Origin of the sequence: Microbacterium sp. Cr-K20 (genome assembly GCF_000708325.1) — a bacterium.
Taxonomy (GTDB): Bacteria; Actinomycetota; Actinomycetes; order Actinomycetales; family Microbacteriaceae; genus Microbacterium.
Map to the genome: position 1 here is coordinate 1 of NZ_JARE01000030.1, position 23,558 is coordinate 23,558.

The following is a 23,558-nucleotide window of genomic DNA, read 5'->3' on the forward strand; positions in this document are numbered from 1 at the left end:
ACGGTCGCGACGCCCTCGGCACGGGCGGGCTGGAGGTCGTCGTCGAGCACGGCCGGATCAGCGCGCTCACCCCGACCGCCGACCCCGGTGACGGCGCCCCCTGGATCGGCCCCGGGCTGATCGACCTCCAGGTCAACGGCCACCTCGACGGCGACGCGAATGCGGCAGAGCCCTCGCCGGCCCACATCACGGCGATGGCACAGTCTCTCGCCGCACACGGCGTCACGCGATTCCTGCCGACCGTCATCACCGCCTCGCCCGCCGAGATGCTCGCCCGCATCCGTGCGATCGACGAGGCCGTGCGCACCTCGACCGCGACCTCGCGCGCGGTCGCCGGCATCCACGTCGAAGGTCCCAGCCTGTCGGAGCAGGACGGCCCCCGCGGCGTGCATCCGCTCGCGCACATCCGCCCCCCGGCCATCGCCGAGCTGCAGACCTGGCTCGACGCCGCTCCCGGCCTGCTCCGGGTCGTGACCCTGTCTCCGCACCATCCGGGGTCGGTGGAGGCCACGCGCTTCCTCGTCGCGCACGGCGTGCGGGTCGCGGTCGGACACACCCACGCGACGGATGCCGAGATCGCCGCGGTCGTCGACGCCGGCGCCACGCTCTCCACACACCTCGGCAACGGCGCGCATGCGGTGCTCCCCCGGCATCCGAACTACCTGTGGACGCAGCTCGCCGAACGCCGGCTCGCCGCCGGTGTCATCGCCGACGGCCACCACCTGCCCGATGCCACGCTCGCCACCATGATCGCCGCCAAGCGCGACCACGGCATCTTCCTCGTGAGCGACGCCGTCGCCACACCGACAGCACTGCGGGAGGACGGCGTCTCGACCGTCGGCGGTGGCGTGCACCTCGCCGACGACGGAGCGCTGCGGCACGTGTCGACCGGATTCCTCGCGGGCTCTGTGCAGACCCTCGATGTCGGCGTCGCCACCGTCGCCCGCCTCACCGGTTCGCTGTCGGCGGCACTGCGGCTCGCGACCTCGGCACCCGCAGCCGTCCTCGGAGACGGCCCGCACTGGACGGTCGGCGCCCGCGCCGACGTGCTGCTGTTCGACTGGGCGCCCGGCGAGCTTTCGATCACGCCACGTGAGGTGCTGATCGCCGGCGAACCCGCCTCCGAGTCCGCCGACGCCCGCTCGACCGCAGGAGGAAACCGATGACCATCGACAGGGCCGACGTGATCGTCACGAGTCCCGACCGCAACTTCGTCACACTCAAGATCACGACCGCAGACGGGGTGACCGGACTCGGTGACGCGACGCTGAACGGGCGAGAGCTTGCGGTCGTCGCGTATCTGACCGAGCACGTGGTGCCGTTGTTGATCGGGGCGGACGAGTCGCGCATCGAGGACACCTGGCAGTTCCTGTACCGCAGCGCGTACTGGCGGCGGGGCCCGGTGACGATGGCCGCGATCGCCGCAGTGGACATGGCGCTGTGGGACATCAAGGGCAAGGTCGCCGGTCTCCCGGTGTACCAGCTGCTCGGGGGAGCGTCGCGGAACGGCCTGATGGCGTATGGGCACGCGTCGGGCAAGGAACTGCCGGAGCTGTTCGACTCGATCCGCGCGCACCAGGAACAGGGATATAAGGCCATCCGCGTGCAGACCGGGGTGCCCACGTTGAAGGCGATCTACGGGATCGCCGCACAGGGGGCCGATGTCGGCGACGCGTCGGTGCGGTACGACCACGAGCCCGCCCGCCGCGGCGCGAAGCCGGTGGAGGAGGACTGGGACACCCGCGCCTACCTCAACCACCTGCCCGGGGTGTTCGAGGCCGTGCGGAACGAGTTCGGTCCCGACATCCCGCTGCTGCACGACGGGCACCACCGGATGACGCCCATCCAGGCCGCCCGGCTCGGCAAGGACCTCGAACCGTACGACCTGTTCTGGCTCGAGGACTGCACGCCCGCCGAGAACCAGGAAGCACTGCGCCTGGTGCGCCAGCACACCACCACCCCGCTCGCGATCGGGGAGATCTTCAACACGGTGTGGGACTTCAAGGACATCATCCGCGACCAGCTCATCGACTACGTCCGCGGAGCCGTCACCCACATGGGCGGCATCACCGCCCTGCGCAAGACGCTCGACTACGCGGCGATGTACCAGATCAAGTCGGGCATGCACGGGCCGACCGACATCTCTCCGGTCGGCATGGCCGCCGCGATGCACCTGGGACTGTCGATCCACAACTTCGGCATCCAGGAGTACATGCAGCACGGCGCCCGCACCGACCAGGTCTTCCAGCAGTCGTTCACCTGGACCGACGGATACCTGCACCCCGGGAACAAGCCCGGACTCGGCGTCGAACTCGACGTCGACGAAGCGGGCAAGTACCCCTACGAGCAGGCCTACCTCCCCTACAACCGCCTCCTCGACGGCACCGTCCACGACTGGTGAACGGTGGGTGGTCGCGCCCGTGAGCGACCACCCAGGCGCGACCACCCCGCGCAGTAGGCTGAACGCATCATGGACGAGTTCATCCAGGGCTTCTGGAACTTCGCGGGCAACTACTGGTGGCTCATCTTCCCCATCATGGGGATGGCCGGCGGTGCCGCGAAGGCGTGGGAGCAGGGTTCCAAGCGCCGGCACGAGCGCCGCCTGGAGACTCTTCGCATGAAGGCGCAGCTGAAGACGGCCGAGATCGAGGCGCGTGCGCTCACCCAGCAGGCCAAGCGCCGCGGCCCTTCGGTGGTCGACACCACGGCATCCGTCGTCCCGAACGACCTGGTTGCACGCCTGTTCGCCGAGCACGACGAGATCACCGCCCGCTGGCTCGACTACGAGCTCGACGTCGCGAAGCTCATCGCCTTCCCCGCCATGAGCGACGGCCGTCAGCCGCTGACCGCCGCGTTCCTGCGCGCCAAGAAGACGGCGGATGCGCTGCGTCCGGCATCCGCCGAGGCGAAGGTGTCGGAGCAGCAGATCACCGAGTATCTGCAGGCCGTGGGCGACTACGCGGTCGCATTCGAGATCGCCGAGAAGGATGCCCGGCGGCTGCGCGACTCGACGTTCACCGCGCCGGAGCGCAAGCGCCTGGAACGGGCCCAGCAGCTGCTCAAGGTCGCGGTCGACGAGTCGGCCACGCAGGCCGAGCGCAACGTCGCGTACAAGCGCGTGCGCGAAGAGCTCGACGGCCTCATCCTGCTCTCCGATGACGCCGTCACGGTGCTCGAGAAGCAGGTGGCGAAGGAGATCTCCGCTCCCGCCGCGGCCGCCGAGGAGCCCGAGCGGATGAGGCTCCCCCTCCGCGACGAGAAACCCCGAGACGCGAACACATCCGCGGGCCCCGCCCGCATCCCGCCTCTGCAGGGGGACGACGACGGAGGCATGCCGCGGTGATCACTCGGTTCGAAGAGCTCGACTGGCAGACGACGCCGATCGGCGACCTCATGCTGCGCAGGCGCACGGAGCCTGCCGTCGGGCAGGAGATCTACGAGGTCAAGCTCGGCGACGAATACCTGATGTCGAGCCTGTTCACGGTGGCAGAGGAAGAGCTCGCGAATCTGGGCCTCGCCGCGGTGGTCGGCGACGACCTCTCGGTTTTGGTCGGGGGACTCGGGCTCGGCTACACCGCTGTCGCGGCGCTGCGTGACGCCCGTGTGGCATCGCTCACCGTGATCGATCGACTGGGCGCCGTGATCGGCTGGCACGAGCGCAAGCTCCTGCCCGCGTCGGCGGAACTCGTCGAGGATGCGCGCACGAGTCTGGTCGAGGACGACTTCTTCGCCGTCATGCGGTCGGCCCCCGCTGAGGGGCACCGCGGGTATTCGGCGATCCTTCTGGACGTCGACCACTCTCCCCGCCACCAGTTGGACCCGACGCACGCCGACCTCTACGACGCGGCCGGTCTGCGTGCGCTCGACCGTCATCTCGCCGCGGGCGGGGTCTTCGCCCTGTGGTCGGATGACCCGCCCGACGACGAGTTCATGGTCGAACTGCGCGCCGTGTTCGATGACGCCGTCGCCCACGTCGTCGATTTCGACAATCCCGTGACCGACGGGGTCTCGTCGAACACCGTGTACGTCGCGCGCAGTCGTGGAGCGGGCTCCGTGTCGCTCGACGCCGCCGAGCGCACCCAGCCGAGAGAAGAAGCATGACCCCGGAGAACGTCACCGGTCCCGTCGCCCGTCACGCCGAAGGTCCCGTGTGGTGGCCGGGCTGGGGTGGACTGCGGTGGGTCGACGGGGAGGCCGGCGATCTGCTGACGCTGGGCACCGACGGTGTGACCCGCCAGCACATCGACGACGAGTACCTGGCGTTCGCGCGACCGCGCACCAACGGCGGCCTGGTGGCGGTCGGCGCCCGCACGCTCTACCTCGCGGATGACGTCGACGGCGAGACGCGCGCCGTGGCGACTCTGCATGAAGATCCGCGAGTTCGCATGAACGACGGATGCTGCGACCCGCGCGGCCGCCTGCTCGCAGGTTCCATGGCCTACGACGCCGCACCGGACGGCGGATTCGTGCTGCGGCTCGACGCGGAGCTCGTGGTCTCGACCGTGCTGCCTCGGGCGACGATCTCGAACGGCATCGGCTTCTCGCCCGACGGCCGCCGCGCCTACTACGTCGACACCGCCACCCACCGCATCGACGTGTTCGACGTGGCCGAGGGCGAGCTGCGCGGACGGCGGGCATTCGTCTCGATCCCCGAGGAACAGGGATCGCCGGACGGGTTGACGGTCGCGGCCGACGGCAGCGTCTGGGTCGCGCTCTGGGGCGGCAGCGCCGTGCACGGCTACGACGCGACTGGAGCGCTCGTGCAGACGATCGAGCTCCCCGTGCCACAGGTGTCGGCGTGCACGTTCGGCGGCGACGACCTCGGCACGCTCTACATCACGACGTCAGCGCAGGGCCTCCCCGACGACCACGGCACCGAGGCGGGCTCGGTGTTCGCCGTGCAGCCGGGCGTGCGCGGTCTGCCGGTCACGCTGTTCGCCGGCTGAGCGGGGCTCGGGCCTAGCGGGATCGGGCGCCGCAGGAATCGCGGATCGTCAGCCTCGGCACGATCGAGATCTGCTGTACCGGCGACTGATCTCCCTCGGTGATCCGCGTGAGCAGGAGCGCCGCGGCCATCCGCCCGATGCGGTGCTTGGCCGGCGACACGGCTGTCAGTGGCACCGGGGCGACGTCGGCCACTTCGTCGTCATAGGAGACGATGGCGAGATCCTCGGGCACACGCAGTCCCCGACGCTGCGCAGCGACCTCGAGGAGCGTGGCCTCGCGATCACCGAAGACGAGGGCCGCGGTGCAGCCGCCATCAACCATCTCCTGGAGCACATCGTCCGCGTGGGTCTGCAACCACTCCGCGCTCGTCCTCGAGACGATCGTGCTCACCATGCCCTCCAGGTGCGGGACGGATGCCTCATACCCGCGGCGGACTCCGGACGACGGAGCGGAATCAGCTCGCAACGCCAGCGCGATCCGGCGGTGGCCGAGTCGGTGCAGGTGCGAGACCCCCTCGAACGCCCCGGCCTCATGATTCGAGCAGACGTACTCGGTCGGATCGAAATAGCCCAGGCTCCGGATACGTCTCTCCAGCATCACCACCGGTATCGGAATGCTCTCCAGCCGGCGGAGCAGGGCGCCGGGATCGGCATCGTCCGAGATGATGGGCGTGATCAGCAGACCATCGACGCCGGACTCGACGAACCGGGCGATCGCTTCCTGCTCGACGCGCGAGTCGTACTGGGAGGTCGCGAGAGCGATGGAGGTTCCCGAGCCCGAGAGGCCCGCCTCGATACCCTGCAGGACGGTCGGGAAGTAGAGCCGGGTGTCGGGAATCAGCACGCCGATCGTGCGCTGTTCGGTTCGCTGCCTGGAGGCACTCGACACGTACATGCCGGACCCTTGGCGGCGAAGGATCAGCCCTTCGTCGACCAGGACGTCGACAGCCCGCCGCACGGTGCTGAGCGAGTAGCCCGTGGACTCGACGAGCTGCTTCTCGGTCGGCAGAAGGCTGCCCAGCGGCCAACTGCCGGCCGCGATCCCTCTACGAAGCTCCTGCGCGAGCGCTTCGAACTTGAGCGCACGAGGCGTGAGGCCGGACGGGGTGGGATGCACTGCTGTCATTGCTCTTCCGATCAGTACACCCGCACCTGGCCCACCTGGACCAGGTCGGAGCCGTTCGTGCGGTGGCAGACGAGCCGGATCCGCGCCGTCGCGACGGGTTCGAACGCCACGGTTCGGTGACGTCGACGATTGTCCCGCACCGTGCCGAGGGTACGCCAGTGCCCATCCACGAATGCTTCGAGATCGAAGTCGGCGACGATCTCGGGCGGTATCCGGTGCTCACTCCGGACATAGTGGAGATTGTTCACGTAGGCATTGACATCGTCGTTGAACACGACGCGTACCTCCGACGCCTGGACCTCGCGCTCCCACTCGAGCGTGAGGATCTCCGGGTCCCCCGCGACCAGATCTCGTCGCGGACGCGACGACCACATCCGCGGCCCGCCGTACGGGCGCCCGTATCCCCCGACGACGTTGGCCGCTTCCAGGCCCACGACGGCACCCTCGCATCGCATGGCAAGCCGAACACGCGACAGCTTCTTGATCCCCCAGCGCACCACGTCGTCGGGTCGATCGGCGAGAAGATGGGCGTCGATCTCCTCGACATGCGCCGAGACGGGGCGGGTCATCGAGACCGTGCCGAACAGATATTGGCCGCTGGTCCCCCACCGCACTCCCGGGGTCGCTTCGAGGACGACGACGGTCGACGTATCCGGGCTGCCGCCGGCGGGGAGCTCGTCGAGCAGCGACACCCAGCCGACATGACCGGCGGGGAGCTCGATGCTGCCCGAGTCGAGTCTCACGGCAGGGAAGTATGTGCGGCCGTCGAGGGTCTCATGCACGGTCCAGGAGACGGAGGCGTCCTCGTCGCTCGAGAGGTGCACCCGCACCGGCCCCGATTGTCCTCGCGGAAGCAGGAACGCGGTGTCGTCCGCGAGCAGGAGCGAGGAATCCGGTTCTTCCAGCTCGTCCCACCGGAGCTCCGACGTCGCGGTCGCCCGTGCCCGCAGCGCGAGATTCGCGGGGTCGTCATCCTGCACGCCGATGAGCGCGGCATCTTGTCGCACCAGCCGGCGCTGCAGTGTTCGGATGTGCGCAGCGTGGAGTTCCGCGGGCGTCCAGTCCGATGCCGCGCACAGCGCCGCGGCGGTTCCGGCGGCCTCGCCCATCACCGCGCACGTCGCCATCACGCGCAGCGAACCGAACGCGACGTGCGTGGCACTCACGTTGCGTCCGGCCATCAGCAGATTGCCGACATCGATGGAGCGCAGGATGCCGAAGGGGATGTCGTAGGTGCCGCGCGGGTAGATCTGCTGAGCGGCGGACCGAGGCTCGTACACGCCCTTCGAGGGGTGGAGGTCGATCGACCACCCGCCGAATCCGATGGCGTCCGCCTTGCGCGTCGCCGAGACGACATCCTCCTGCGTCATGGTGTGCGCACCGATGATCCGGCGATACTCCCGCTTGCCCGGAACCGACCCGACCCACTCGAGAGTGAGGTTCTCGGCATCCGGGAAGCGTCCGGAGTTCTTGATGTGATCCCAGATGCCGTAGATGACTGCCCACAGCTCGTCCCTGATCCGCTCGTTGTCAGCGACGATGTCCAGCTCGCCGCCCCATTCGATCCACCAGTAGTCGGCTCCGTTGTCACCGGTTCGAAGCACCCGGCTCTCCGGGATCGTCGTGGCTGCGAGGTCTATCGCGAACGCCGGCGGCACGAACGGCACCGGTTCGGACTCCTTGCGGGTGTAGAACAGCAGCGTGCTGCCCAGCGTGAGCTCGTCCTCTTCCTCCGGTGCCAGATCCTCACCGAAAGCTGCACTCGCCTCCCGGCCGAGTCGCGTCCGAGCACCGGCCCGGGCCGCCACGGATCCGTCGCCGGTGGCATCCACGAAGGTGTGCGCGGCCACAGTGACCTCGCCCTCCGATCCCAGCACGATCCCGCCCACCGACGAGATCCGGTCTCCGTGCATCTGCACCTCGGTGATGTGGGTGTTCAGCAGCAGGGTGATGCGCGGCTCCGCCTTCACGGCATCGAGCACGACGAGGTCCCAGTAGTACGGGTTGCCGAGCGGATTGCGGTACTCGTTCTCGACATAGAGCTCACCGATGATCCCCGTCTCGCGCGCGAAGCGATGATGCCCCGTCGCCGTCGCACCGCAGACCCAGACCCGCACCTCGCTGCTCGAGTTCCCTCCGAGCACCGGACGATCCTGCACCAGCGCCACGGTCGCTCCGTTGCGCGCCGCAGCGATCGCTGCCGCGACACCGGCGAGCCCACCGCCGATGACGGCGACGTCGACATCGTGCCTCGTCCGATTGCTCATGATCCCTCTTCCGTTCTTCCCGGTTCCCCGGGGCTCACGCGATTCGCGAAAGGTCTTCGGCCCGCACCCGGTGCGCGAGCTCCTCGCCCGTGAGCACTCGAATCGCCTCGTCGACTGCTCCTCGGCCGAGCCGCTGGAGATCCGACCCCGTGGCACCGGCGAGATGGGGCGTCAGGAAGACGTTCTCCAGCGCCCACAACGCCGAGTCGGCGGCGGGGACCATGGGTTCGGTGACATCGAGGATCGCGAAGAGGTCGCGGGTGCGGAGCACGTCGATGAGGGCGTCCTGATCGACGATCGATCCGCGGGCGGTGTTGATGAGCGTGGCACCGGGGCTCATGCTCTCCAGCAGCCGACGGGTGATCATCCCGCGCGTGCCCGGAGTGGCCGGGGCGTGCAGGGACACCACGTCGCTGTCGCGCATGAGCGTCTCCAACGACGTCAGCCGGGCACCCAGAGAATCCGCTTCGACGGCATCGACGTACGGGTCGTAGACGAGCACCTGCAGATCGTGTCGTGCGATGAGTCGCGCCACCGCACGCCCGACGCGGGACGCTCCCACCAGGCCGACGGTCTTGGCCGTGATCCCGAGCGTGTCGAGACGCGGCCCCCGATCGAGCGTCGCACCTTCGCGGATGTAGTCGCGACGCAGTCGGAACACGCCTTTCAGGCTCGCGACGATCATCGCCGCCGCGTACTCGGCGACCGCCTCCGCGTTGCGCTCGACCTGGGTCGAGACGCGCACGCCCGTCTCCCACGCGTCGTCCGTGAGGAGCCGCTTCACCGAACCCCCCGTGTGGATGATCGCCTCGAGCGAGGAGAACCCGTCGAGCACGCCGGCAGAGATCTCGTGCGTCCCCCAGCTGGTCAGGAGCACCTCGGCGGATCGCCTGTCCTCCACGTCGAGCACGCTCAAGTCGCCACCCACGTGCACGACCCGGCCGTGCTCGCGCAACGGCGCGAGCACGTTCGCAGGGAACAGTCTGTCGGCGTCTCCGTCGTCGGCGCTGATGACGATGGTCGGGAGCTGTCCGCGACCTCCACGATCACTTGACGGCACCGGAGGTCATCCCTTCCATGATGCGGCGACCGACCCACAGATACAGCAGGATCATCGGATAGATGACGATAACGACTCCGGCGAACAGGCCTCCCCAGTTGGAGTTGTACTGCATGGTGCCGTACAACCGGAGAAGTGCAGCGGGCAGGGTCTGCTCGCTCGGAGAGTTGATCAGCACCAGCACGAGGAGCGCTTCGTTCCACATGTGCAGGAAGTTCAGGACGAACGCGCTCTTCACCGCCGGCCAGGCGACCGGCATCATGATGCTCCAGAAGGTGCGCGCGGGCGACGCCCCATCGAGCGCCGCAGCCTCGGGAAGCGCTGAGGGAAGCCCCCTGAAGGCGGCGGTGAGCAGGAAGATCGTGAACGGGAGAGAAGTGCCGACGTAGATGAAGACGAGCGTGATCCGGTCATCCCACCAGCCGAAGAGGATCTCCACGGCGAACTGGTGCACCTCCGTCTTCGCGATGAAGAGCGGGACGAGGATCGTCTGTACCGGCAGCGCCACACACAGCGCCGTATAGGTGTTGATACCCGCGATCCATCGTCGCGAGCTCCTCGCGAGCACATATGCGGCGGGGGCTCCCAGCGCGATCGTCAGAGAGGCGGAGATCGTCACGATGACGATCGTGTTGAGCGTCACGCCGCCGAAACCGGAAACCGTCCACGCACTCACGAAGTTCTCCCACTCCGGCGATGCGGGAAGACCGAAGGGGGTGGCGAAGATCTCGCTGTCCGACTTCAGGGACGTGATCCCCACCCACACCGCCATCAGGAGGTTGAACGACACCCACACCCACAGCGCGACCTGGATGCCGCGCGGGATGACGATGTCACCGATGGGAGCGGTCCACCGACGATGCCCGGTACGCCGGAGGCGGGGGTGGCGGCCGGTCTGCACCGGCTGCTTCGCCTCCTCGGGGGCGCGAGGGGGGCTGGTCATGGTCGTCATGACAGTTCCACCTTGTCTCTCTTCAGAAGTCTCCGCACGAGCATCACCAGGACCGAGGTGAGCAGGAAGAGCACCATGCCGATCGCCGACGCGTAGGCGAGCTGCGGGCTTCCGTCCGGACCACCGGTCGTCGCGAGGTACTGCTGCACAGACGCGGTGCGCGCCTGGATGGGCGGCACGCCCTGGGATCCGACGAATGCGATCACGATCTCGAACGTCTTCATGCTGCTGATGATCCACAGCACGATCGCGACCGAGAGCGACTCCCAGCTCAGCGGGATGGTGATCATCCGGAACTGCTGCGTGCGAGTCGCTCCCGCAAGTTCCGCTTCCTCATACAGGTGCGCGGGGATCTGATCGACGCCCGTCGCGACGATCGCGAGGTAGTACCCGCTGACGCTCCACACGAGACCGACGATGATCACCTGGAACACGACGTCCGGTGACAGCCAGGCTCTGCGCAGGGCATCGAGCGAGAGTGCTTCGAGGATCTGGTTGAAGCCGCCGTTCGGATTCAGGAGGAAGCCGAACGCCACACCGATCGCGATCGGCGAGATGATCACCGGCACGAACACGACGGACCGGATGAACGCCCCGCCCCGCATGCCGCGTAGCGCGATCAGTGAGGCGAAGACCACCGTGAACACGAGGATGCCGCCGACGATCAGCAGCACCGCCGTGTTCACGAACGACGAGTGGAACGCGTCCGACGCCCACAGTCCGATGTAGTTGCGCAGGCCCACCCAGACGACCTCGTCTCCCGGTCCCGACCACGAGGTCAGCGAGATCACGGCCGTGAACACCGATGGAATCACGAGGGTGATGGTCATCATCGCCACCGCGGGGACGAGGAAGGGCAGCGCGAGCCGATCGACACCGGTGGCGTCGGTCGATGCCTGCCGATCGGCGCGGCGGTGGAGGAGGAGAGGGGTCGCCATGGGGAGCCTGCCGATCAGCCGTTGGCGGCGAGATACGCGGCGGTCTGTTCCTTGCCGCGTGCGACGAACTCCTCCGCGGTGATGGTGCCCGAGAAGAGGGCGTCGTCCAGAGGCAGCAGGATGTCGTTCCACCACGACGGGTGGAGCGCTGCGGCGAGATCATGCGACTGGGTGACGGAGTCGGCATTCTCGATCTGCTCGACCAGCCCACGCAGCGTCTCCGGCTGCTCCACGCCCGAGCGCGCCGCGATGAACCCGGCATCGGAAGCGTACAGCTTCTGGAACTTCTCCTGAGCGGCGAAGGCGAGGAACTGGTTCGCCGCGTCCATGTTCTTGCTGTCGGCATTGATCGCGAGCCCGCTCGCGGTCACCTCGACCGTCGGTGTGCCGCCCGGAACGGCCGGGAACATGAACGTCCGAGCCGTGAAGCCGTCCTTCTGCTGGTCTCGCGTCTCCCCTTCCATGTACGACCCGCCCAGCATGAAGGAGTGCGCTCCCTGCGCCCACTGATTCTGCGCATCCGGGTACTTCGTGCCCATGTAGTCGTCCTGCAGGTAGCCGCCGTCGACGATCTGCTGGACGCGCTGCGCAGCCTCGAGGACGTACGGCTGATCCCAGTTCTCCGGTGCCTCCGCGAGCGAGCGGAGCGCTCCCGGCCCTTCGGCCTGCACGAGCAGCTGATAGAGCCAGAACACGTTGTAGCTGGGCACCGTGCCGTCCGCGCCCAGGGGGGTGAGGCCTTCCGCCTTCTGCGCGTCCAGAAGGGCGATGAAGTCGTCCCACTCCTGGGGCGGGTCGCTCTCGAGTTCGGGGAACTGCGACGCGTCGAACCAGATCGCCGAGGAATTGACGTAGGTCGGCAGGATCCCGACGCCCTCCTCGCCCGATGCCGCCTCTCGGACGGCGTCCGTGAAGCTCTCTCCCACCGAGATGTCCTCGCCGGGGATGTCCGTCTCCATCAGCTCGTCGAGGTCGGCCAGGAACCCCCGGCCCTCGTAATCGAGGATGTTCCGGCTTCCCGCGTCGAAGAGGTCGGGCCCGGTCCCGTTGCCGAGAGCGTTGATCAGGTTCTGCGTGACCTGGCGACCGAGGTACTCGACCTCGACGTCGATGCCGGTCTCCTCCGTGAAGGCGGTGCGTACGGTTTCGAAGATCTCCTGCTGCGCCTCGCCGACGTTCCACGCCGACCAGTAGGTGAGAGTCGCCTTCGTGTCGTCATCGTCGCCCCCACGGATCTGTGTGCCGCAGCCGGCCGTCACGAGAGTGGTGACGAGCAGTGCTCCTGCCGCGGCCGCAACGCGGCGGCGAGCGCGATTCGAACTCAAATTCATTACGTACTCCTTTGTGACGTAGCTTCAGGATCCGCTCGGGATGCGCGGTGTTCTCTGATTCAACGGGCCCTAAGAAGAATGAATCAAGCATGAATTCCGATTGATTCTCGGCCGATCACGCGGGCGCGCCGGAGAGCGCGCGACCGCGGGGTGACGCCCGCGAAACGTGGGAGGGGCGGGCGGTCTCAGAAGTGGAGTTCGCACTCCGCCTGGCGCGCCCCGGAGGCGAGGGTCACCGCCACGCGGGAGCCCACGATCGCCACGGACCCGCCCGCGCAGGACGAGCTCGACGGGATTCCGAGGCCATCGAACGTCACGCTCAGCGCCGTCACGGATCCCGCGTGCTCATCGATCGCGATGATCACCGCACCATCGGCACGGGTGCTGACGGCGACGGTGCACGGCGCACTCGCCGTCACCCCGTCCACGGTCACCGCCCGCCAGAACGTGAACAGACGCGTCTCGCGCGCGTCGAACCGCAGCGCCTGGCACTCGGCGGAGTTCGCGAGCACCGCGAAGTTCGGTGCTGCTGCGAACGCCTGCGTCTCGGCGAGGGACGCTCCGGGCAGCACCGCGTACTGATACGACCGCCCGGAGAAGTTCTGGCCATGCCAGAGCCAGAGGGTGAGGTATCGGCGTGCATGCGGAGTCGCGTCGATGCCGGCCGTGGTGTTGATGTCGGCCCAGGAGCCCGCGCGTTCCTCGCGCTTCATCTTCACGCTGCCACCGACCGGGAAGAAGTACCCGCCGACACCGTCGATGTGGACGCTCAGCGGGCCGGTCGCGTTCTCCGTGCGCGAGCTCGGCAGGGTCGCGATGCGGACGACACCGTCGACGCGCAATGTCGCCGCTCCCGCGGCGTGGAGATTCCGGTTCTCGACGACGGTCTCGACGATGCCCCCGGTGGTGGAGGAGATGTCAGCGCCCAGGGCGACGAGGACGCCGTCCTGGAGGAACCAGGCCTTGCGGGCGTGCATGTCGCTGCCGCGGAACGCTCCCCCCGTCCCCGCGCGATCGTGCGGCGCATGGAGATCCTGCGCGAAGACCGTCGCCGCGTCAGGGGAGTCCGACATCACGGACGATCCGCCCGTCCATTCGCCCGGCGGACGCCCCTTGCCGGATGTGCCGCCGATCCGATCCGGGAGAGCGAGCTGCTCCACGGTCGTGCCCGGCAGCCGATAGCGGTCGACGGTCGGCCAGAACTCGTCGTCGTAGTGAGAGGTGTCGGCGTCGTACACGTACGTCATGCCGCTGCCGGAATGGTAGCCGCGGATGTTCTCCAGCGTGCTGCATTCGTACCAGGCGATCGTCGGACTCGATGCCGAGATCGCGATCGCGTGGTCCGCGTTGCGCGCGATGCACCGAGCCATCGCGTTGAAGACGGTCGCACCGGCGGACGGTTCGGGGAGAGCGGCCACCGCGCTGTTCGTCAGCGCGACGACCAGGCCCGTCCTCGCCACCGACCCCGTCTCGAAGATCCGCCCGGTGGAGTCCTCGTCCACCCAGGAGCGCACACGCCCGCGGATCTGCGTCGCCACCGGTGCAGGAGCGGCTTCTGCGAGCAGGAGCAGCCCCTCCACCGCCTGGAAACCGGCATCCTGACTGCGGGCGAGCGGGCGGGCGACAGCGCGGCCCCGCACGTGGTCCATGACCCTGCCGCGGTAGACGACCGGCAGGTAGCTCTTCCCGACCAGGGCGAAGAATGCCTCGTACTCCGGTCCGGCTGCTCCGAGGTCGAGGAGTGCGAACAGACGCGACGCCGCGAGCAGGAGCTCGATCCCGTACGAGCCCGTGTACGGGACGCTCGCATGCTGGATCATCGAGCCGTCGGCGTGGAAGCCGTCTCCCTCCAGGACGGTCGCCCACACCGGCGCCAATCCCGCGCGCGCTCTCTCGAGCCTCGGGACGTCTCCGTCCAGAAGAGCACGGACGATGACCGTCTGGCACATGTCCATCCGGTTCGCCCCGGTCGACTCCTTCACGGGAAGCCCCTTCAGCGGATCGAGGAACCACGGGTCCGGCACGAAGTGGTCGATCGCCGCACACCCCGCAGCGACCTGGGCGGACGGCAGCTCGTCGCCGACGAGCACGAGGACGCTCGCGAGAGCGCGGGGCGAGCCGATCTGCCAATCCCACCAGTTGTCCGCGGCGGCCATCGCGGTGCCGGACGCGAATCCCGCCGCAGTGAGTGAGCCGAGACCCGAGGAGATCTGCGCGACCAGGGTCGAGTCGGCATGATGAATCGACCCCGGGGTCGCCCATGCCACGGCGAAATCGAGCAGCCGCGTGTACGACTGGCGGATCTTCTGCGCGGTGCGCACGCCCTGAGCATCGGGATTCACGCCCGTCACCGGCAGATCGGTGAACACCGACACCGCGGTGGGATCGAGCATCGCCCGCCACCCGGTGACACGGGCGTCCAGCGCCGAAAGCGCCGTCGCGAACCTCGCATCGGAAGAGACGACCTGGTGGCGACCGGTGATGATGTCCGCCCATCGCGCCCGCAGCGCCGGGTCGATCGTCGTCGTGCCCGCCCACGGCTCGGGGAGCACCGAGAAGATCGACTCTGCGAGCGTGAGTGCCGCCATGCCTGTGGACACCCGAAGAAGGGTGCGTCGTGTGAGCTGAACCATGAATCTTCCTCCGCATCGTCGCGTCTGAGACGGAACGTAGCTTCGGGTGAAGGAATGAGTCCAGAGTGAATGCGACGGTGGAGACGACCGACGGCCTCTGCCCGAGGCACGGTGCACTCAGCAAAAGGAACCGTGCCCCGGACACAGGCCGCCGGGCGCGAGAGGGCGTGTCAGCCCAGGTGCACCCGCTCGGTGCGCTGGTGCTGTCGGCCGAGACCTTCGATCTCGATCGTCATCTCGTCGCCGTCCTGCAGGTAGGGGAAGCGTCCGGAGAGCGCGACGCCCTGCGGAGTTCCGGTGTTGATCACGTCCCCGGGTTCGAGCACGAGGTACTGGCTCAGCTCGTGCACGATCTGCAGCACGGGGAAGATCATGTCGGCCGTCGAGGAGTCCTGACGCGGTTCGCCGTTCACGAAGGAGCGCAGCCGCAACGCCTGCGGGTCGACCTCGTCGGCGGGCACGAGCGCGGGCCCGAGCGGGTTGAACGTCTCGGAGCACTTGCCCTTCGACCACTGCCCACCCGACACGTCGAGCTGGTACGCCCGCTCCGACACGTCGTTCGAGATCGTGTACCCGGCGATGACTTCGCGCGCAGCATCCGGCGACGACAGGTACCGGGCCGTCTTGCCGATCACGATCGCCAGCTCGACCTCCCAGTCGACCTTCTCGGCGCCCGGCGGCAGCAGCACGACGTCGTCCGGGCCGACGACGGTGTTCGGATGCTTGAAGAAGATCACCGGATGCTCGGGCGGGAGCGACCCCGACTCGGCCGCGTGCGCGGCGTAGTTCTGACCGATGCAGACCACCGCGGTCGGACGCGTGACGGGCGAGCCGATGCGCAGTCCGTCGACGTCGGCCGTGGACAGCTCGCCGCCGCTCAGTGCCGCGCGCACCCGGGCGATGCCGTCGGACGCGAGGAAGGCGCCGTCGATGTCGGCGGTGAGGGGTGCCAGGTCGTAGACGACGCCGCCTTCGCGGACGTACGGGCGTTCGTGGCCGACCGGGCCCAGTCGCAGCAGTTCCATGATGATCCTTCGGTCAGCGCGCGGCGGCGTAGGTCGGGTTGACGATCGGCACGGACTCGCCGGCGAGGTACCGGATGATGTTCTCGGCCGCGTGCACGGGCAGATCCGCCAGTGCCTCGGGCGAGAACCAGGCGGCGTGCGGGGTCAGGAGCACCTGTTCGAGGTCGCGCAGCGGCGAGTCGGCGGCGAGGGGCTCCCCCGCGAACACGTCGAGGGCGGCGGCGCCCAGGTGCCCGGCGCGCAGCGCGGCGGCGAGTGCCTCCTCGTCGATGAGCGGGCCGCGGCACGTGTTCACCACGACGGCGCCGGGCTTCATCGTCGCGATGGCCGCAGCATCGACCAGGTGCCGGGTCTCGTCGGTGAGCGGCACGTGCAGCGTGAGGATGTCGGCCTGCGCCACGGCATCCGGAATGCTCACGGGCTCGCAGCCGGCATCGCGCACGGCGTCGACGGGGGCGTAGGGGTCGGCGACGAGCACCCGGAAACCCAGCGCTCGGCATCCGCGGGCGACCATCGACCCGATGCGACCGAAGCCGAGCACCGAGACGGTGGTGGCCGAGGGACGCACGGCGAGCGGGCGGGCGTCGACGGCCTTCCAGGTGCCGGCGCGCACGGCGCGGTCGTAGGCGGGGAGACCGCGGGCCTGCGTCATGATCATCGCGATGGTGTGCGCGGCGACCTCTTCGATGCAGTAGTTGGGGGTGTTCGCGACGGCGATGCCGCGGGCGGTGGCCGCCTCGACGTCGACCATGTCATAGCCGATGCCCACGCGGCTGATGATGCGCAGGTTCGGCATCCGGTCCATCACCTCGCCGGTGATCTGCGCCCACTGCACGACGAGCCCTTCGGCGTCGGAGCCGGCGGCGGCGATGTCGTCGAGGTTGCCGGATGCGGCGCGCTCGGCGCGCAGCCCGGCCTGCCGGAGGGTGTCCTCGATGACGGTTCCTGGCAGGTCGCAGTCGCTGACGAGGATGAAGGGCGCAGTCATGAGAGCGATGCTATAGCATCTAGCAGATGTCCGCACGGCACTACGGTTGGCCATCATTTGCTATAGCATCGGACGCATGACTACGCGCCGCGCTCTGATCACGGGGGCCAGTTCCGGTATCGGAACCGCCGCCGCCCTCGACCTCGCCCGCGAGGGCACCGCCCTCTGGATCACGTACGCCGGACGGGAAGCCGAAGCTCTCCGCGTCGCCGAGGAGTGCCGGGCGGCAGGCTCCCCCGAGGTGCACGTCTCGCGTCTCGACCTGCGCGAGCGCGAGTCGATCGACGCGCTGGTCGGCGAGATCACGGACGCCTGGGGCTCGCTGCACGTGCTCATCAACAACGGCGGCGTGTGCCCTTACACCGCCTACGACGACATCGACTTCGACGAGTGGGACATGGTCCTCGAGACCAACGCCCGCGGAACCTTCTTCCTGACCCGCGGCGCCCTTCCGCTGCTCCGGGCCGCCGAGGGCGACCGTTCCGTGATCAACATCGCGTCGATCGCCGGGCAGGTCGGCGCGCTGCAGACCGGCATCCACTACGCCGCCAGCAAGGGGGCGATCCTCGCGATCACGCGCAGCTTCGCCCGACACCTCGCAGCGGAGGGCATCCGCGTGAATGCGGTCACCCCCGGTCCGGTCAAGAGCGCGATCACCGACCAGTTGCAGGGGGCGGGCCGCGAGAAGCTCGAAGCCGGCATCCCCCTTGGCGCGTTCGGCCAGCCGGAGGACGTCGCCTGGATCATCACCTCGCTCGCCTCGGAGCGCGCCCGCTTCATCACCGGCGCCACCTACGACGTCAACGGAGGCGTTCGCATTGACTGACTTCTCTGACCGCTCCGCCATCGACACCGTCCAGGCGCAGCTCGACGCGTTCAACGCGCACGATCTCGACGCCTTCGTCGCGACCTATGCCGCGGATGCCGTGATCACCGGCGTCGCTCCCGAGCCCGTGATGGGCTCAGCCGCGATCCGCGCGTTCTACGAGCCGCGGCTGCAGAATCCCGAGCTGTCGTGCGTGATCGAGACGAGCGTGCTGTTCGGCACCCGCTGGGTCGTCGCGCAGGAGCAGGTCATCAACGCGGGCGTCGCGACCGAGACCATCGCGACCTTCGACGTGGTCGACGGACTGATCTCGCGCGCCTCGATGCTCAAGGCCTGAAGCGCGCAGGACGCGGCGTCACATTCGGCGGTAGACGTCCGAGCGGTGGGCGATGCGCAGCACGTACACGGTACGCGCGTCCTCATCGACGCGAACGACGACGCGGTACGCGATACCGATGTAGCCGCTGCGCTGCCCTTCGAGCTCAGCGCCGAGCGCCTTGGTCGTGCGCAGCGGATTCTCGGCGAGCGGACCTTCGAGGAACCGGAGCACCGCGTCGGCGAGCTTGGGTTCCAGACGATGCAATGCGCGAACAGCAGGGCCGGTGAGCTGGATGCCGTAGGGCTCCGGCATCACCGGCGAGCCAGCTGCTCTCGCACTTCTGCGAGGCTCAACGTGCGACCCGCAGCGATATCCGCATCTGCCTCCGCCACCTCTTCGACGTGCTGCGGATCCTGCAGCAGCGCGAGAGTGGCCTGCAGCGCTTCGAGATCATCGACGCTCAACATGACGACGGCGGGTCGCCCGTGGCGCGTGATGGTCACCGCCTCGTGCGTGGTGTCCACTGCTTCCACCAACTGCGAGAACCTGTCCTTCGCCTCACTGACCGAGATCGTCTGCACGTCCATAAATCTAGCCTAAAGTCAGGCCAGTTTATAGGCCAATATTCTGTCCACAGCTCGCTGCATGAACGAGAAGAGGCTGCGCTTCGGGGCATGTCCTCTCGCCCGGGAGGAGAACTCCGCGTGGGGAGGACCCTTCGAGGCGACAGTTCATCCCGACAGGGAGTTCTCCTCCCCACGCCGCGTCACCCTGATCAGAGGAGTGAGCCCCTACGCCGCGTGAGCAGCCGCACCTGCACGGTTCGCCTGCAGGAGTGACATGACAGACGTGGCGAGGAAGACGGCCGCGACAGCCACGCGATGCGAAGGAGATCTCGCGGAATGACGGAGCCATCCGCGAAAAGGGTCCTTCTTACCGTGCGATCTCCTTCAGAACGCGCGACTCCTGCAGAACACGCGGTCGCAGCTCCAGAACACGCGGGCGCAGGTCACTCGTGCTCGGGCAGGGTCGGCGACGACCACCCCGGATCACGGCCCAGCTGCGCCGCCCGCGCCACCGAGGTCGAGCCGTAGCGATCACGCAGCGTGTCGAGCACGGAGTCGAGTCGCGCCTCATCGCCCCAGTCGATCGGCAGCTCGGGCTGCACGTTCCCGGCGCGGTCGAGCTGCGACAGCGAGATGCCGATCAGGGTGATGCCGCGCGCCGTGATGTCGGCCTGCGCCGCGACGAGCAGCGTGCGGGCGACGGTGAGCACGATGGCGGTGCGATCGGTGGGCGCTCGGAGCGAGCGGGAGCGGGTGGCCTTCGTGAAGTCGCCGAAGCGCAGCCGCAGCACGACGGTGCGGCAGACGCGGTCGCCGTCGCGCAGCCGCCGAGCGAGCCGGTCGACGATCTGGGTGAGGATGAGGTCGAGCTCCTCCGCGGACCGCGGGCGGCTGCCGAGCGCCCGCTGCGAGCCGATGGATCCCCGCCGCCGGGTGGTGTCGACCGGCCGTGGATCCCGCAGCCGGGCCAGCGCGTGCACATGGGCACCCGTCGCCTTGCCCAGCATCCTCTCCGCCGTCGCGGCCTCCAGCTCGGCGAGTTCACCGACGGTGCGGATGCCGTAGCGGTGCAGCTTCTCGGCCGTCACGGCCCCCACACCCCACAGCCGCTCGACCGGAAGGGGAAGCAGGACCTCCTCCTCGCGCTCGGGTTCCACGACCAGCAGTCCGTCGGGCTTGCTCACGGCACTGGCGACCTTCGCGAGGAACTTCGTGCGGGCAACGCCGACCGAGATGGCGAGTCCTGCCTCCGCACGCACGCGTTCCCGCAGCCGCGCCGCGATCTGCTCGGGCGTACCGGCGATGCGTCGCAGACCACCGACCTCGAGGAACGCCTCATCGATCGAGAGCCCTTCGACGAGCGGCGTGGTGTCACGGAAGATCGCGAACACGTCTTTGCTCGCGGCGGAGTACACGTCCATGCGCGGGGGACGACGACGGCATCGGGGCAGAGCTCGCGCGCCTGCCGGCCGCCCATGGCCGTGCGGACGCCGCGCGCCTTCGCCTCGTAGCTCGCTGCCAGCACGACCCCGCCGCCCACGATGACCGGTCGACCCCGCAGTTCCGGGGCGTCGCGCTGCTCGACCGACGCGTAGAACGCATCGAGGTCGGCGTGCAGCACCGTGGCTTCCCCGCGCATCCGTTCTCCCGTCGACGTGCGGATCGTCGCACGGACCGCGGACATCCGGACCGTCGTCGACCGGGGCGACGCGATGTCCGTGCTCGCGGATATCGTCGGCGCGTGCCGGAACCGGTGAAGCAATGGTGGGCGCGACGGCAGTTCTCCCGCGGTCGCGCCGTTCCGTATGAGGTGGGCACATACCGCGCCGGATGGGCGACATACCCGGAGCTGATCCGGCAGTACCACCCCGAGCTCAACCACGGCATCGCGCTGTCGCAGGTCCCGCTCGCGGCCGATGTGCTGCTCTGCTGGGAGTGCGCGGTCGGGCATCGGTTCGCCGCCACCCCGACCGAGCAGCGCGAGCGACCGGGCCAGGTGCGGCGCCGCTCCGCGTGGTGTCCCGAGTGCTCCGCCCTCGCCCGTCCGCAACCGGTCGTGCTGGGCGAAGCACGCGCCCTCCCGCGCAAACCCCGTCGCCCCGCGCCCGCGCTCTGCACCAAGACGCCTGACCTGCCCGCCGGAACCGCGTTCGTGAGCGCCTGCGCTCCGCGCCCGGCATCCGCGGTGGAAGGACGCCTACGGGCAGAGCTCGGAGCGCGGATCGAGTTCGACGCGGCGGTGAACGCGGTGAAGGTGTCGCGCCCGTTCTTCCGCCACACGGAGGTCTGGCCCGACATCGTGTTCCCGGAACTGCGAGTCGCGCTCGAGTACGACACGGTCGGCCGTCACGGCCTCGAGCACGTCGGCAAGCGGCAGGATGCCGATCTGCGCAAAGACCGCGCCCTCCGTGCCGCGGGGTGGGAGGTCATCCGCATCCGCACCGGGAAGCTCGAGCCTCTCGGTCCGCACGACCTCGCACTGTCGTCGGTGAGTGCGAAGAGCGTGGCGCGCATCGTCGACGAGCTGCGGGCCATCCGCGGTGCGCTGCTCGTGGATGCGTATCTGCGGTGAGGCGTTGCCGCGCTCCCGGCCACCCGCCGCGAAGGAGAACTCCTCAAATGAAGGAGCCGACAGCGCAGAACGTCCTTCATTCCGCGACTTCTCCTTCAGAACGCGCGGAGCGACTCCCAGAACGCGCGACGCGACTGCCGGCGGCGCCCCCTCAGCCCTTCCCGAACCGGAACACTCCAGGATCGAGCGCGAACCCGAGCCCCGGAGCATCCGTCGGCCGGATCCGCCCCTCGAATGACGGACCGCCGAGCACGAACGACGGCGCCGGATCGTAGGGGTTGACGCCCCGTGCGAAGGTCTCGACGCCGATGCCGAGGTGCGCGGTGACCTCGGGATAGACATGCCCCGAGACGGGCACACCGCGCTCGGTCGCCCAAGCGATCAGCTCGCGCGCCGGTGTCACGCCGCCGATCGCGACGACATCCAGCCTCAACGCCTCAACCCCGCCGACCTCGACCAGTGCCTTCAGCACGGCGGGGTCGGTGACCTCATCGCCGACCGAGACGGCGAGGCCCGATTCCCGACGGATGCGCGCGACACCCGCGGCATCCTCCGGCAGCAGCGGGTCTTCGAGCCAGGCCAGCTGCGGGTCTCCCCACTGCGCGATCTCGGCCAGGGCGGCATCGGCATCCGGCCACCCGAAGCCGACATCGACGATCAGACCGGTCGCGGAGGGCAGCTCGGCGTTGAGCAGGGTGAACAGCTCGCGCATATATGCCGGATCGGGAATGCGGGAGATCTTCACGTACGTCCAGCCGTCCGCCTGAGCGAGAACCTCGTCGGCGACCTCGCGCGGAGCCCGGTCAGGCGACGGATATGCGGCGACGAGGATCGAGTCCCGCGGCGCGTCTCCGGTGCCGAGCAGCTTCCACAGCGGCACATCCGCACGCTGGGCTGCGATGTCCCACAGCGCGATGTCGACGAGGCCGATGGCCCGCCGCACGAGCCCCACCCGTCCGACGATCGCACTGCCGCGCAGCATCCGATCCCAGGTCGATGTCGGGTCGTCGGCATCCGCACCGACCGCATGCGCCGCGACGAGCCGGTCGACGATCTCGGCCATCGGCGCCTCACGCGACAGGCAGTACGCGACGCCGGTCGTGCCGTCGTCGGCGGCCGCCCGCACCGCGCTGTACTCGCGGCGCGTCACGGTCATCGCGCCCAACTGCAAGGGCGCGGGAAGAGGCAGCGCGGCCGTGGCCGTATCGATGCGCTCGATCGTGCTCATTCGGGCTTCTTCGCCAGGGGTACGCCGTAGTCGACCATGAAGCCGCCGTCGACGTAGAGGGTCTGTCCGTTCATGTAGCGGGACTGGTCGGAGACGAGGAAACTGACGGCCGCGGCGATCTCGCTCGCGTCGCCCAGGCGCTTCGCGGGGATGCGCGACAGGATCGTGTCGAGGCTGAGTGTGCCCGCCTCGACGCCCTGCCGGAACACGCCCGTGTCGACGTAGCCGGGCGCGACTGCATTGACCCGCACGCCGCGCGAGGCCCACTCGGCACCGGCGGTCGAGGTGAGGCCGATCACCGCCGCCTTGGTCGTGGCGTATGGCGCACGCCCCGCCGACCCGCGCGACGAGATGGACGAGATGTTCACGATGCGGCCGTCGCCGCGCTCCAGCATCCGCTTCCCTGCGGCCTGCAACGCCGAGAAGACGCCGTGCAGGTTCACGTCGACCACGGCCGACCATTCGTCCCAGCTGAGGTCTTCGATGCCGCGGTGGCGCTGGATGCCGGCGTTGTTGACGAGCACCTCGATGGGTCCGAGCTCGGCCTCGATCTCGCCGAACACCCGGTCGACGCCGGCGTGGTCGGTCACGTCGAGCTCGCGCCACAGGATGCCGGCGGGGTTCTCTCCCGCGGTCAGTCCGGGCACGCGGTCCGCGGCGACGACCGTGTAGCCGTCGGCGGCGAGGCGCTGGCCGATCTCCCAGCCGATGCCGGCGGATCCTCCGGTGACGATGGCGATGGGCGCGGTCATTGCTCTCCTCAGGGGGTTCGAGATTTGCT

21 protein-coding genes and 1 pseudogene are annotated in these 23,558 nt (G+C 68.9%); 8 read left to right on the forward strand and 14 right to left on the reverse strand.

What is annotated here, in order from left to right; genetic code table 11:
• From GZ67_RS0105275 to GZ67_RS0105295, 5 genes are all read left to right on the forward strand, one after another.
• Nucleotides 1–1,166: N-acetylglucosamine-6-phosphate deacetylase (locus GZ67_RS0105275; RefSeq protein ID WP_051662347.1), on the forward strand; the 1,166-nt coding region annotated here is incomplete at its 5' end.
• Nucleotides 1,163–2,401: a D-mannonate dehydratase ManD gene (manD, locus tag GZ67_RS0105280; RefSeq protein ID WP_029263126.1), complete on the forward strand. Its 1,239-nt coding sequence runs from the start codon at nt 1,163–1,165 to the stop codon at nt 2,399–2,401. The genes GZ67_RS0105275 and manD, both read left to right, overlap by 4 nt.
• 69 nt (nt 2,402–2,470) lie before the next feature.
• A complete protein-coding gene (locus GZ67_RS0105285) occupies nt 2,471–3,343 on the forward strand; it encodes a hypothetical protein (RefSeq protein WP_231481697.1) in 873 nt (290 codons plus the stop codon).
• Complete coding sequence (locus GZ67_RS0105290) at nt 3,340–4,101, forward strand: spermidine synthase (protein WP_029263128.1); 762 nt, start codon at nt 3,340–3,342, stop codon at nt 4,099–4,101. The genes GZ67_RS0105285 and GZ67_RS0105290 overlap by 4 nt, the downstream gene beginning before the upstream one ends.
• Nucleotides 4,098–4,946, forward strand: coding sequence for an SMP-30/gluconolactonase/LRE family protein (locus tag GZ67_RS0105295; RefSeq protein ID WP_029263129.1), 849 nt, complete (start codon nt 4,098–4,100; stop codon nt 4,944–4,946). The genes GZ67_RS0105290 and GZ67_RS0105295 overlap by 4 nt, the downstream gene beginning before the upstream one ends.
• Nucleotides 4,947–4,959: 13 nt before the next feature.
• On the opposite strand, the gene GZ67_RS0105300 is transcribed toward GZ67_RS0105295, so the two are convergent.
• The 9 genes from GZ67_RS0105300 to GZ67_RS0105340 form a co-directional block, all read right to left on the reverse strand.
• Complete coding sequence (locus tag GZ67_RS0105300; protein WP_051662348.1) at nt 4,960–6,072, reverse strand: GntR family transcriptional regulator; 1,113 nt, start codon at nt 6,070–6,072, stop codon at nt 4,960–4,962.
• Between the two features lie 11 nt (nt 6,073–6,083).
• A complete protein-coding gene (locus GZ67_RS0105305) occupies nt 6,084–8,339 on the reverse strand; it encodes an FAD-dependent oxidoreductase (protein WP_029263131.1) in 2,256 nt (751 codons plus the stop codon).
• Nucleotides 8,340–8,373: 34 nt separating this feature from the next.
• Nucleotides 8,374–9,399 (reverse strand): hydroxyacid dehydrogenase, encoded by a 1,026-nt coding sequence (locus GZ67_RS0105310; RefSeq protein WP_051662349.1) that lies wholly within the window; start codon nt 9,397–9,399, stop codon nt 8,374–8,376.
• The gene (locus GZ67_RS0105315) at nt 9,386–10,342 is read right to left on the reverse strand and encodes a carbohydrate ABC transporter permease (RefSeq protein WP_081859891.1); all 957 of its coding nucleotides are present in this window, start codon (nt 10,340–10,342) and stop codon (nt 9,386–9,388) included. The genes GZ67_RS0105310 and GZ67_RS0105315 overlap by 14 nt, the downstream gene beginning before the upstream one ends.
• Nucleotides 10,343–10,347: 5 nt before the next feature.
• Entirely contained in the window at nt 10,348–11,289 is a 942-nt protein-coding gene (locus GZ67_RS0105320; protein ID WP_051662350.1) for a carbohydrate ABC transporter permease, read from the reverse strand.
• A 14-nt stretch (nt 11,290–11,303) separates the two neighbouring features.
• Nucleotides 11,304–12,620 (reverse strand): ABC transporter substrate-binding protein, encoded by a 1,317-nt coding sequence (locus GZ67_RS0105325; RefSeq protein WP_029263135.1) that lies wholly within the window; start codon nt 12,618–12,620, stop codon nt 11,304–11,306.
• A gap of 185 nt (nt 12,621–12,805) precedes the next feature.
• On the reverse strand, nt 12,806–15,253 hold the full coding sequence (locus tag GZ67_RS0105330; RefSeq protein WP_051662351.1) for a polysaccharide lyase 8 family protein: 2,448 nt from the start codon (nt 15,251–15,253) through the stop codon (nt 12,806–12,808).
• 170 nt (nt 15,254–15,423) lie between these two features.
• Nucleotides 15,424–16,278 (reverse strand): fumarylacetoacetate hydrolase family protein, encoded by an 855-nt coding sequence (locus GZ67_RS0105335; protein ID WP_029263137.1) that lies wholly within the window; start codon nt 16,276–16,278, stop codon nt 15,424–15,426.
• A gap of 13 nt (nt 16,279–16,291) precedes the next feature.
• On the reverse strand, nt 16,292–17,266 hold the full coding sequence (locus GZ67_RS0105340; RefSeq protein WP_029263138.1) for a C-terminal binding protein: 975 nt from the start codon (nt 17,264–17,266) through the stop codon (nt 16,292–16,294).
• A 76-nt stretch (nt 17,267–17,342) separates the two neighbouring features.
• Here GZ67_RS0105340 and GZ67_RS0105345 point away from each other — a divergent pair, with 76 nt between their 5' ends.
• Together GZ67_RS0105345 and GZ67_RS0105350 are read left to right on the forward strand one after the other, a co-directional pair.
• Nucleotides 17,343–18,092: an SDR family NAD(P)-dependent oxidoreductase gene (locus GZ67_RS0105345; protein ID WP_029263139.1), complete on the forward strand. Its 750-nt coding sequence runs from the start codon at nt 17,343–17,345 to the stop codon at nt 18,090–18,092.
• Nucleotides 18,085–18,429 carry a nuclear transport factor 2 family protein gene (locus GZ67_RS0105350; RefSeq protein WP_029263140.1) on the forward strand — a complete coding sequence of 115 codons (345 nt, stop codon included), beginning with the start codon at nt 18,085–18,087 and terminating at the stop codon, nt 18,427–18,429. Before GZ67_RS0105345 ends, GZ67_RS0105350 begins: the two co-directional genes overlap by 8 nt.
• Before the next feature lie 18 nt (nt 18,430–18,447).
• Here GZ67_RS0105350 and GZ67_RS0105355 read toward each other — a convergent pair whose 3' ends face one another.
• The 3 genes and pseudogenes from GZ67_RS0105355 to dinB all read right to left on the reverse strand — a co-directional run bounded on the left by GZ67_RS0105355 (nt 18,448) and on the right by dinB (nt 20,616).
• The gene (locus GZ67_RS0105355; protein ID WP_029263141.1) at nt 18,448–18,723 is read right to left on the reverse strand and encodes a type II toxin-antitoxin system RelE family toxin; all 276 of its coding nucleotides are present in this window, start codon (nt 18,721–18,723) and stop codon (nt 18,448–18,450) included.
• On the reverse strand, nt 18,723–18,998 hold the full coding sequence (locus GZ67_RS0105360) for a type II toxin-antitoxin system Phd/YefM family antitoxin (protein ID WP_181156387.1): 276 nt from the start codon (nt 18,996–18,998) through the stop codon (nt 18,723–18,725). The genes GZ67_RS0105355 and GZ67_RS0105360 overlap by 1 nt, the downstream gene beginning before the upstream one ends.
• Before the next feature lie 422 nt (nt 18,999–19,420).
• A pseudogene (gene dinB, locus GZ67_RS19635) lies at nt 19,421–20,616 on the reverse strand (DNA polymerase IV).
• Nucleotides 20,617–20,718: 102 nt separating this feature from the next.
• Between dinB and GZ67_RS0105375 the strand changes: the two are divergent.
• Nucleotides 20,719–21,549 carry a zinc-ribbon domain-containing protein gene (locus GZ67_RS0105375; RefSeq protein ID WP_029263143.1) on the forward strand — a complete coding sequence of 277 codons (831 nt, stop codon included), beginning with the start codon at nt 20,719–20,721 and terminating at the stop codon, nt 21,547–21,549.
• A gap of 151 nt (nt 21,550–21,700) precedes the next feature.
• Here the strand turns inward: GZ67_RS0105375 and GZ67_RS0105380 are convergent, their stop codons facing one another.
• Nucleotides 21,701–22,777: an enolase C-terminal domain-like protein gene (locus GZ67_RS0105380; RefSeq protein ID WP_029263144.1), complete on the reverse strand. Its 1,077-nt coding sequence runs from the start codon at nt 22,775–22,777 to the stop codon at nt 21,701–21,703.
• Nucleotides 22,774–23,529: an SDR family NAD(P)-dependent oxidoreductase gene (locus GZ67_RS0105385; RefSeq protein ID WP_029263145.1), complete on the reverse strand. Its 756-nt coding sequence runs from the start codon at nt 23,527–23,529 to the stop codon at nt 22,774–22,776. The genes GZ67_RS0105380 and GZ67_RS0105385 overlap by 4 nt, the downstream gene beginning before the upstream one ends.
• Nucleotides 23,530–23,558 lie beyond the last annotated feature (29 nt).